Genomic DNA, 9,317 nt, shown 5'->3' with positions numbered 1-9,317 from the left:
TCGACCAAGGTCGACACCTGCCAACAGCCGCGGGAAATTGTCAGAGGTGGGGCGGTGTGGGTTGGCAGGACCGTTGGCGCCATGGATGGCGCCATCGAGCCCCCATGGACGGGTTTACGGCGTGTCCTGCCAACCCACACCGCCCCGCCATCCAACGGAATGCCCGCTGTTGCTGTTGCTGTTGCTCGGCCTCTGCGGGTGCAGGGCTGCAAGCCCTGCCGAACACCCCTACTTTCGCGGCAGGTAGGTCACCAGGGAAAGGTCGTGCCGGCTCTCCGGCACCAGCGCCACGTACTGCAGGTCCAGCAATCCCCGCGTGGGATGGTTGAGCTTCTTCGCACCTTCATCGAACCGCCGCACGTCGTGCTCCGGCCACCACCGCCGGAACGCCTCGCTGTGCGCGGCGATGTCCTCCACCAGCGCCAGGAACGGCGCCTTGTCCGGCGCCTGCGCCATCGCCGCGCGGAAGCCGGCCAGCAGGCCGCGGGTCATTTCTTCCCAGTTGAGGATCAGCGTGCGGTACGGCGGGTACAGGAACATCAGCCGCAGCGTGTTGCGCTCATGCGGCGCCAGCTGGCTGTAGTCCACGAACAGATCGGCGATGGCCGGGTTCCAGGCCAGGATATCGAACCGGGTGTTGCGCACATAGGCCGGGATCGGCTGCATCGCTTCGACCAGCTGGCGCAGGCCGTCGGTCACGCTCTCGTCCGGCGATTCCAGCGGTACGCCATAGCCGGACAGCGCGAATGCATAGGCGCGTTCGTCGTCGCTCATGCGCAGCACCTTGGCCAGGCGCTCGAGCACTTCGGGCGAGGCGCGCACTTCACGGCCCTGCTCGATCCAGGTGTACCAGCTGACACTGACCCCGATGGCCAGCGCCACTTCCTCGCGCTTCAGGCCCGGGGTGCGCCGCCGCCCGGCCGGGAGGCCGAGCGTGGCGGGGTCGACACGGGCGCGGCAGGCCTTCAGGAAGCTACCGAGTTCCTTGCGTTCACTTTCGCTGCGCATCATCGCCCTCCGCTGCGGAAGGCGATGATATCCGCGCAGGCGCGTCGATCAGGCATCGGCGCGCTTGGAGCCCACGGCCAAACCGGCCTTCAGGCTGGCCTCGACGAACTCGTCCAGGTCGCCGTCCAGCACCTTCTGCGTATCCGAACGCTCGATGCCGGTACGCAGGTCCTTGATACGGCTCTGGTCCAGCACGTAGTTGCGGATCTGGCTGCCCCAGCCGATGTCGGACTTGGTGGCTTCCACCGCGTCCTTCTCGGCGTTGCGCTTCTGGATCTCCAGCTCGTACAGCTTGGCGGCCAGCATCTTCATCGCGTTGTCGCGGTTCTGGTGCTGGCTGCGGCCGGTCTGGCACGCCACAACGATGTTGGTCGGGATGTGGGTGATACGCACCGCCGACTCGGTCTTGTTCACGTGCTGGCCACCGGCACCGGACGAGCGGTACACGTCGGTACGCAGGTCGGCCGGGTTGATGGTGATGTCGATGTTGTCATCGATTTCCGGCGACACGAACACCGAGGTGAAGCTGGTGTGGCGGCGGTTGTCGGAGTCGAACGGCGACTTGCGCACCAGGCGGTGCACGCCGGTCTCGGTCTTCAGCCAGCCATAGGCATAGTCGCCTTCCACGCGCAGCGTGGCCGACTTGATGCCGGCGACGTCGCCACCGGAGACTTCCATCAGCTCGGTCTTCCAGCCGCGCGATTCGCACCAGCGCAGGTACATGCGCAGCAGGATCTCGGCCCAGTCCTGGGCTTCGGTACCACCGGCACCGGCCTGGATGTCGACGAACGCCGCCGCATTGTCCATCTCGCCGGAGAACATGCGCTGGAACTCCAGCTTCTCCACGTGCGCCTGGTGCTTGTCGAGGTCGGCGACCACCGCCAGTGCGGTCTCCTCGTCCTGCTCGGACTCGGCCAGCTCCAGCAGTTCAGTGGCGTCGTTCAGGCCATCGAGCACCGAGGCGATCCCGCCCACGGTCTTTTCCAGGCTGGAACGCTCGCGGCCCAGGTTCTGGGCGTACTCGGCGTTGTTCCAGACGTCGGGGCTTTCCAGCTCCCGCGTTACTTCTTCAAGACGCTCTTTCTTGACGTCGTAGTCAAAGATACCCCCGAAGCGACAGCACGCGATCGGTCAGATCGGTGATGCGCTGGCGGACAGGATTCAGTTCGATCATGTCGGCGGTTATGCATTCAAAAGATGACTGGTAATGATACCGCAGGCCGTGGGCGCCCGGAATGAGGGCCTGGGCCTGCGCCGGGGAGGCGCGAGCGTGATGCGTCGGCGCTGCATTCAGGCAGGCGGTACCCGCCTTGGCGCGGGGAGCCAGCCAGGCTGCAGCCGCCCCCACACAGGGCCTCCTTGCCCCAGAGCGGCGTCGACGAGGGTCTTCCTTGGCCCACCCTCGGACGGCCATTTGGGGCAGTTGACTATTTAACCTCGAACTCGCCCACCAGCACGGTCTCGGCACGGTCCTTCAGTCGCATCGTCACCATCTGATCCTTCTGCTTGGCCGTGCCCCAATGAGTGGTCAGACGCAGCATCAGTGTCGTCGCGCCGGTGACCAGTTGCTGGCGGCTGCCAAAGTAGTTCGCCTCCACCTTGTACTTGCCCGGCTTGGCGTTGCGCAGCGAGAACTGTTCGGGGCCATAGCCGCCGGTGAAGTCCTGCGACATCTGCCCGCCCTGGTAGGTCAGCCGGTTGCCGTAGTAGGCGCGCTCGCCGTTCGGGTCGGTTACCCACAGGTCCATGTCGCTGTTGTCGGCGTCCCACGACAGCACCACGCGCAGGTCCAGCGGCATCGCCTGCAACAGGCGCGGGTCGATGCCGGTGGTATCCAGCCGGGGCGTGCTGCCGGCCACCAGGTTGGTCAGCTCATCCAGCGCGATCAGGGCGATGCCATCGAAGCGGCTGTCCCACGGCCGCACCACCACCTGGTACAGCGGCGCCAGTGCCTGCTGTGGCTTGCCGGCCGCTGCCAGCGCCAGGCCCAGGTCGCGGAAGCTCTGCGGTTCTTCCTGGCCCATCGCCAGCACCTGCTCGAACACCGGCACCGCCAGTGCGGGAGCATCGGCCTGCATCAGTCGGTAACCGAGCACGCGCAGCAGGTGGCGGTTATCCAGATCCATTTCGGCCAGGTTCGACAGCACCCGCAGTGCCAGCTCGCGCTGGCCCTGCTCCAGCAGCAGGTCGGCCACATCGAGGAAGAAGGCGCTGCTGTCGGCGTGGGCATCGCGCTCGGCCAGATAGCGGTCATAGAGCTGCGACGGCGGGCCCTGGCGCAGGCGCCGGGCGATGGCCGAGTCCGGCTGCCAGGCCGCCAGCTGGATGCCGAGCTGGCCATCGTTGGCGGCCGCAGCGGCATCGACCGTGCCGCCGGTGACCACAATCGCATCCAGTGCATTCTCCGACGCGGGCGCCGGACGACGCGCGCGTGCGCTGGCGGCCTGCATACGCTGCTCGGCCGCTGCTGCCGTCGGTGCAGGGGCGGGCGGAGCAGCAGGTGCAGGGGCTGCCAGCATCGCCACGGGTGCGGATTCGGTTGCGTAGTCTGCGGATGCAACGTCCAGCGCCATTTCCTTGGCCTGCGGCGGCGCATCCTTCGGCCAGCTACGGCTCCACCACTGCTGGCGCTCCTTCCAGCGGGCGGCCACTTCATCCAGGCGCTGGCGATCCCCAGCGGCGCGATCCCTGACCTGCACTGCAAACCTGGCGTCGTACTCCGCGCGCAGCGTGCCCGAAGGACGGATCGCATAGCGCAGGTAGTCCTCCAACGTCTCCAGCACGATCAGCGAGGTATCCGGCCCCACCAGGCCAAACCGTTGTGACAGGCGCTGCATCGCCTCGCGGTTGCCACGACGGTCGGCGGCCAGCTGCTGCAGGCGCGCCTGCGCCCACAAACCGGCCAGCAGTTCACCGTCCTTGCTCTTCTGCGTCGCTGGCAGCGCTTCCCACTCGCCGTCGCCCACGCGCACCCGCATCGGCACACCGTCGGCTGCCAGTCGTGCGTGCAGCCACAGCCAGCCGTGGGCTTCACTGCGGCGATCGATCACTACATCCTGCACGCCGCGTCCCGCATCGACCTGCACATCCATCGGCGACGCCAGCAACGCGTGCGCCGCCGCATCGACATCCTTGCCCAGCGCGATGAAGCGACCGCCATGCGCCTCACTCCAACCACGCAGTCGCACGGCATCGGTGCGCGCACCCGCACTGCTGACCGCAAACAGGCGCTGATCGGGTGCCATCGCCGGTAGCTGTTCCGGGCCATAGGTCAGCAGGCCATCGCTGACCAGCAGGTATTCCTTCACGCCCGGCTGCGGCTGCCACTGTGCCAGCGCGCTGGCACCGTCCGGGAGCACGGCCTGCAGGGCTGCGCGCAGTTCACTCCAGTTGCCGGCGCGGATGCGGAAGCGACGCACCGGCTCGGCGCGATCGCGCAGCACGGTCAAGGCCACGGTGCCGTCGCGCAGCGCAGCGAAATAGCGATCCAGCAGGGCGAACTCACGTGTGTGATCGCGCTGGCCCGCCGAACCGGAGCCATCCCACAGCAGGCCGATTTCGCTCGGCAGTTTGCGCGGCGTGCTGCTGGCCGCCACCGGCAGCTGCGCCAGCAGATAGTGGCCATCCTGCCAGGGCGCCACCTGCACCTGTGCCTGGCGGGTCGCCGGCAGATCCCACTGCAGCTGCTTCGGCAGCTGCGCCCCCTTGCCCTGCCACTGCAGCTGGCCCGCGCTGATGCGGAATGGCGCCGTACCTGCGGTGGTCGTGCCAGGTGCCTGCAGTTTCAGTTCAACCGAGGCTGCACCGGCGGCAAACTGCAGCGGCAGCGTCCACTGCCAGCCTTGGCCGGCGAAGGCCAACGGCTCGCGAATCACCAGCTGCACGCGCCGGCTGCCGCCGGCCGGCAGCGGATAGATGCGCAGGCGGAACTGGTTGCCGGCGGTCTGTTCCAGCAGGCCCGGGTCAACGCCGCGGCGGGCAATCTCCTCGAACACCTGGCGGCCGCGGTCCTTCGGCACCGGCACCGCGTCACGCATCTCGCCGTTGATATCCAGCGCGAAGCCGCTGATCTGCTGGCCATCGGCCAGGGGGAACTGCAGCTCGCCCTCCAGCACGCGCCGGTTCGGGTTGTGGAATTCCAGGATGATCCGGGTCTGGGCGATGCCCGCCTGGACCCCGCCCTCGATGCGGGCGTGTCGCAGTTGGACCGCCTGCTCAGCCGCCGGTGCGATCAGCAGCGGCGTGGCGGCCTGCGGCCAGGAGATCGGCGGCGACTGCGCGCCAGCGGGCCAGGCCGCAAGGGCCAGCAACAACACAATGCAGCAACGGGCGAAGACCATGACCGGACTCCAGTGGGATCGTGGACCCTTGAACGCACCAGCAGCCGTAACGGGGTTGGGAGACCCAAAAAGGGGACGGAGGGAATTAAGTCGCTTATGCCCTGTTTGCCAGTTGCGACTTAATCCCCTCCGTCCCCTTTTTCTCAGGCGGGCAGGCAGTGCTCCACGATCAGCTGGATGGCGCTGCCGCCGCGATAGTCGTCGCAGGCCAGCCGGTAGGCGAGGTGCACGTGTCGGCCGGGCGCATTGCCGTGCCAGCCGCCGAAGTGGATCGCGTTGATCGTGCCAGGCACGCCCGGCAGGCGCAGTTCCAGCTTCAGGTGGCGCTCCTTCAGCACGCGCCAGTTGGCCACTTCGAAGTGGCCGTCGAACAGGGGTTCGGGGAAGCCCTGGCCCCATGGGCCGGCCAACCGCAGCGCATCGGCGTGGCGATGATCGAGCTCGTCCGCGGCCAGTTCGCCGTCGCTGAGCACCTGCTGCTGCAGTGCCGCCGGGTCGAGCATTTCCAGCACCACGGCGACGAAGGCGGCCTTGAAGTCATCAACGTGGTCAAGCCGCAGGCTGAGGCCGGCCGCCATGGCGTGACCGCCGAAGCGGTCGATCAGGCCCGGATGGCGCGCATCGACCAGCGCCAGGGCGTCACGGATGTGCAGGCCGGGAATCGAGCGCGCCGAGCCACGCAGCGTGTCGGCGCCCGGTTCGGCCGGAGCGAAGGCAATTACCGGGCGATGCAGGCGATCCTTCATCTTCGAAGCGACCAGGCCGACCACACCGGGATGCCAGTCGGCATCAAACAGGCAGGCGGCCACCGGCCGTTGCCCGGCCATGTCCAGCACCACGCGGGTCAGGGCCTGCTCGGCATCGTCGGTCATCGACTGCTGCACCGCGCGGCGTTCTGCGTTGATCTGCTCCAGCGTCTGCGCGATCTCGCGCGCCTGGCGCGGATCTTCGGTGAGCAGCAGCGCGATGCCCAGCGCCATGTCTTCCAGCCGGCCCGCCGCGTTCAGGCGCGGGCCGAGTGCGAAGCCGATGTCGGTGGCGGTCAGTCGCGCGGCATCCCGGCCACTGGCTTCGATCAGTGCACGCAGGCCGACACAGCCCTGCCCTGCGCGCAGACGGCGCAGGCCTGCGCTGACCAGCGCACGGTTGTTCGGGTCCAGCGCTACCAGGTCCGCAACGGTGCCCACCGCCACCAGATCCAGCAGCGTGGTCAGGTCCGGCCCCTTGCCATCTGCGAAGACGCCGGCCTCGCGCATATGCCGGCGCAGCGCCATCAGCACATAGAAGATCACACCAACACCGGCCAGCGATTTGCTGGGGAAGGCATCGCCATCCAGGTTGGGATCGACGATCACGTCGGCCGGCGGCAGCTGCGGCCCCGGCAGATGGTGGTCGGTGACCAGCACCTGCCAGCCGCGCGCCTTGGCCGCGGTGACACCGGCATGGCAGGCAATACCGTGGTCGACCGTGACCAGCAGGTCCGGCTGCAGCGCGGCCAACTCTTCCACCAGCGACGGTGACAGGCCATAGCCATGCACCATGCGGTTCGGCACCGCGTGGAAGACGTGTTGCGCGCCGAGCATGCGCAGGCCACGCACGCCGACCGCACAGGCGGTGGCGCCATCGCAATCGAAATCGCCGACCACCAGGATGCGCTTGTCGTTGGCGATGGCTTCGATCAGCAGGCCCACTGCATCATCGATACCGGTCAGCAGCTCGGGCGCGTGTAGGCTGCCCAGTTTCGGCAGCGCCAGCTCTGGCGTTCCCGCACCACGGCTGGCATAGAGTCTGGCCAGCAATGGCAGCGTGCCCTCTGGCCAGCTGCCGGGCACGACCGCATCGCGGCGGCGGATCAGCGGTGTATCAGAGGGCGGCTGCGCAGCATCGGCGGCAAGGGACATCGGCATCGCCGGTTACGAAAGACCCGCACATCATAACGTGCACCGCTCCCCCGGTCGGCTGCCGCTGCTGACGAGGCAACCTGGCTCTTCGGCCAGCAGCATTTGGATTTCACGACCGCATCTTCCATGCTTGCCTGCCCTGGAACGGACTTCCATCCATGACCCGCACCCTGCTGACCGCGCTGATGGCACTCACCGTGGCCCCGGCCGCCCACTCCGCGACGCCTGAGCCCAGGCCCGGGGTCGAATTCGAACACAACGACTGGTCGCTGGCCTGTGACAACACCCGCACCTGCCGCGCCGCCGGCTACAGTCCGGAAGAACCCGGCAACCTGCTCAGCCTGATGCTTGAGCGCGCCGGCGGCCCGGGTGCGAAGGTGATCGCGCGGCTGCGCAATGGCGAGGATGGCGAAAGCCCGACGCCGACCGGGGCACTGCGCCTGCGCCTGAACGGCAAGGACCTGGGCCCGGTGCGCGACACCGGCGACGGGGACAAAGTGTTGTTGCAGCAGGCACAGACCGATGCACTGGTCGCCGCACTGCCGCGCCAGGCACGCATCGAGATCATCGACGGCAAGGGCAAGGCCTGGCCGATCTCCGACCGCGGTGCAGCGGCCGTACTGCTGAAGATGGACGAGGCACAGGGCCGGCTGGGCACCCCCGGTGCGCTGGTGCGGCGTGGCGACAAGCCCGAAGCAAGCGTGCCTGCGGCGTTGCCGGTGCCAGTGATCGTGCGCGGCACGCTGGTGGCACCGCGCGCCTCGGACGCGGCACTGGCGAAAGCACCGGGCCTGCGCAAGGCACTGATCGCCAGCCTGCCCAAGCCGGATGAGTGCGGCCACCTGAGCGAGGGCGGGACAGATGAAATCGAGATCCAGCGACTGGACACCCAACATGTGCTGGCAAGCACCAGCTGCTTCGTGGGTGCCTACAACTTCAGCAGCGGCTACTGGGTAGTGCAGGACAAGCCGCCGTACGAAGCACGCTTCGTCACGTCCGATGCAGAAGACTTCGATCGCGACGACGCTACGTTGAGCGGTCGCTTCCGTGGGCGCGGCGTCGGTGACTGCTTCTCCGGCCACGACTGGGCTTGGGATGGCGCGCGATTCGTGAAGAGCAGCGAGTTCACCACCGGGCAGTGCCGGGGCGTTGCGGGTGGGCACTGGACGCTGCCGACGGTGGTCAGCGAGGTCCGTTGAGGCGCCGCTACCTGCGGTAGTGCCGACCGCTGGCCGGCAACCCCGACAAACCCTGAGGGGTCAGAGCCGTTTTCCGATGGAAAACGGATCCGACCCCGGTCAGTCGTGCAGCTGGCGCGGCTTCTTCCAGAACTGCCAGCGCTGGCCACGGTCCAGCTGGAACTGCAGGCCGTCCTCGAAGTCCAGTACCAGCCGCTGCAGTTCGCCACGCTTGAGCGCGGCCAGCAGCGGCCGGATCGCATCATTGCCGAGCTGCTGCAAAGAGCGCAGCTGGCGCAGGTCGACCAGCGCATCCACCGCCTGCTCGCCATCCACGGCCACACCAGCCGCCAGGGCCAGGCCCTGCAGCAGCGCGTCCCGGCTGCGCACCTGCGCGTGCGGCGTGCTGACCGACACCGGCATCACGCCACCGCCCCAGAACCACAGCGAATTGATCGGCTGTTGTCCCTGTGCGGCACGCTGCTGGTTCCAGGAATGGTTGTGCAGCAGCACCTGCGCCTCGGTCATCAGCGCCCGCCAGCGACGACCGCCCTCGCCTTCGGGCAGATGCGAGAACAGGTCATCGCCGAGGACCTCGTCGGGGCTGTCGAAGTCCGGCAGCTCGCTGTCGATCGGCAGCCGCAGGTACCAGCGCGAGGGATCGGGTGCGTCGAGCACGAAGCCGGCATCGGCGAACAATGGCTGCAGCACCGGCAGCAACGCGAGGCTGTCGGCCAGCGTCGGCCGCAGTGTTTCGCCGTAGGCCATCATCCGCGCGCCGTGCATGTCCGGCACCATGCAGGCCGGATCGGCACGCAGCCAGCTGGCGCCGGCGGCATCGCCGACGTCGCGCTGGCGGGTCAACGCGGCCACCGGCCAGTGCGGCGCGG

The 9,317-nt window shown here is 68.1% G+C and carries 7 protein-coding genes; 1 reads left to right on the top strand and 6 read right to left on the bottom strand.

Features of this window, described 5'->3' with window-relative positions; all coding sequences use genetic code 11:
• Positions 1-228 precede the first annotated feature (228 nt).
• The 5 genes from N5E02_RS18675 to recJ form a co-directional block, all read right to left on the bottom strand.
• The gene (locus N5E02_RS18675; RefSeq protein ID WP_065177619.1) at positions 229-1,011 is read right to left on the bottom strand and encodes a helix-turn-helix transcriptional regulator; all 783 of its coding nucleotides are present in this window, start codon (positions 1,009-1,011) and stop codon (positions 229-231) included.
• A gap of 45 nt (positions 1,012-1,056) precedes the next feature.
• Positions 1,057-2,182, bottom strand: a protein-coding gene (gene prfB, locus N5E02_RS18670) for a peptide chain release factor 2 (protein WP_279946598.1) whose coding sequence is annotated in 2 segments (ribosomal slippage) — positions 1,057-2,106 and positions 2,108-2,182 — 1,125 coding nt in all. Because the reading frame shifts where the segments join, the coding sequence is not laid out codon by codon here.
• Complete coding sequence (locus tag N5E02_RS18665) at positions 2,105-2,356, bottom strand: hypothetical protein (protein ID WP_065177618.1); 252 nt, start codon at positions 2,354-2,356, stop codon at positions 2,105-2,107. Before N5E02_RS18665 ends, prfB begins: the two co-directional genes overlap by 78 nt.
• A 79-nt stretch (positions 2,357-2,435) precedes the next feature.
• A complete protein-coding gene (locus N5E02_RS18660) occupies positions 2,436-5,348 on the bottom strand; it encodes a VIT domain-containing protein (protein ID WP_279946597.1) in 2,913 nt (970 codons plus the stop codon).
• Between the two features lie 143 nt (positions 5,349-5,491).
• Positions 5,492-7,249 carry a single-stranded-DNA-specific exonuclease RecJ gene (gene recJ, locus N5E02_RS18655; protein WP_065185237.1) on the bottom strand — a complete coding sequence of 586 codons (1,758 nt, stop codon included), beginning with the start codon at positions 7,247-7,249 and terminating at the stop codon, positions 5,492-5,494.
• Between the two features lie 158 nt (positions 7,250-7,407).
• Here recJ and N5E02_RS18650 point away from each other — a divergent pair, with 158 nt between their 5' ends.
• Entirely contained in the window at positions 7,408-8,448 is a 1,041-nt protein-coding gene (locus tag N5E02_RS18650; protein WP_164093550.1) for a DUF1176 domain-containing protein, read from the top strand.
• Positions 8,449-8,547: 99 nt separating this feature from the next.
• Here N5E02_RS18650 and N5E02_RS18645 read toward each other — a convergent pair.
• The coding region (locus tag N5E02_RS18645) for a phosphoglycerate mutase (protein WP_279946596.1) at positions 8,548-9,317 on the bottom strand (770 nt) is incomplete at its 5' end.

The organism is Stenotrophomonas sp. GD03777 (genome assembly GCF_029842485.1).
Lineage (GTDB): Bacteria > Pseudomonadota > Gammaproteobacteria > Xanthomonadales > Xanthomonadaceae > Stenotrophomonas > Stenotrophomonas sepilia.
Note: the sequence above shows the minus strand (reverse complement) of the source record. Positions and strands in the feature narration are given on the sequence as shown.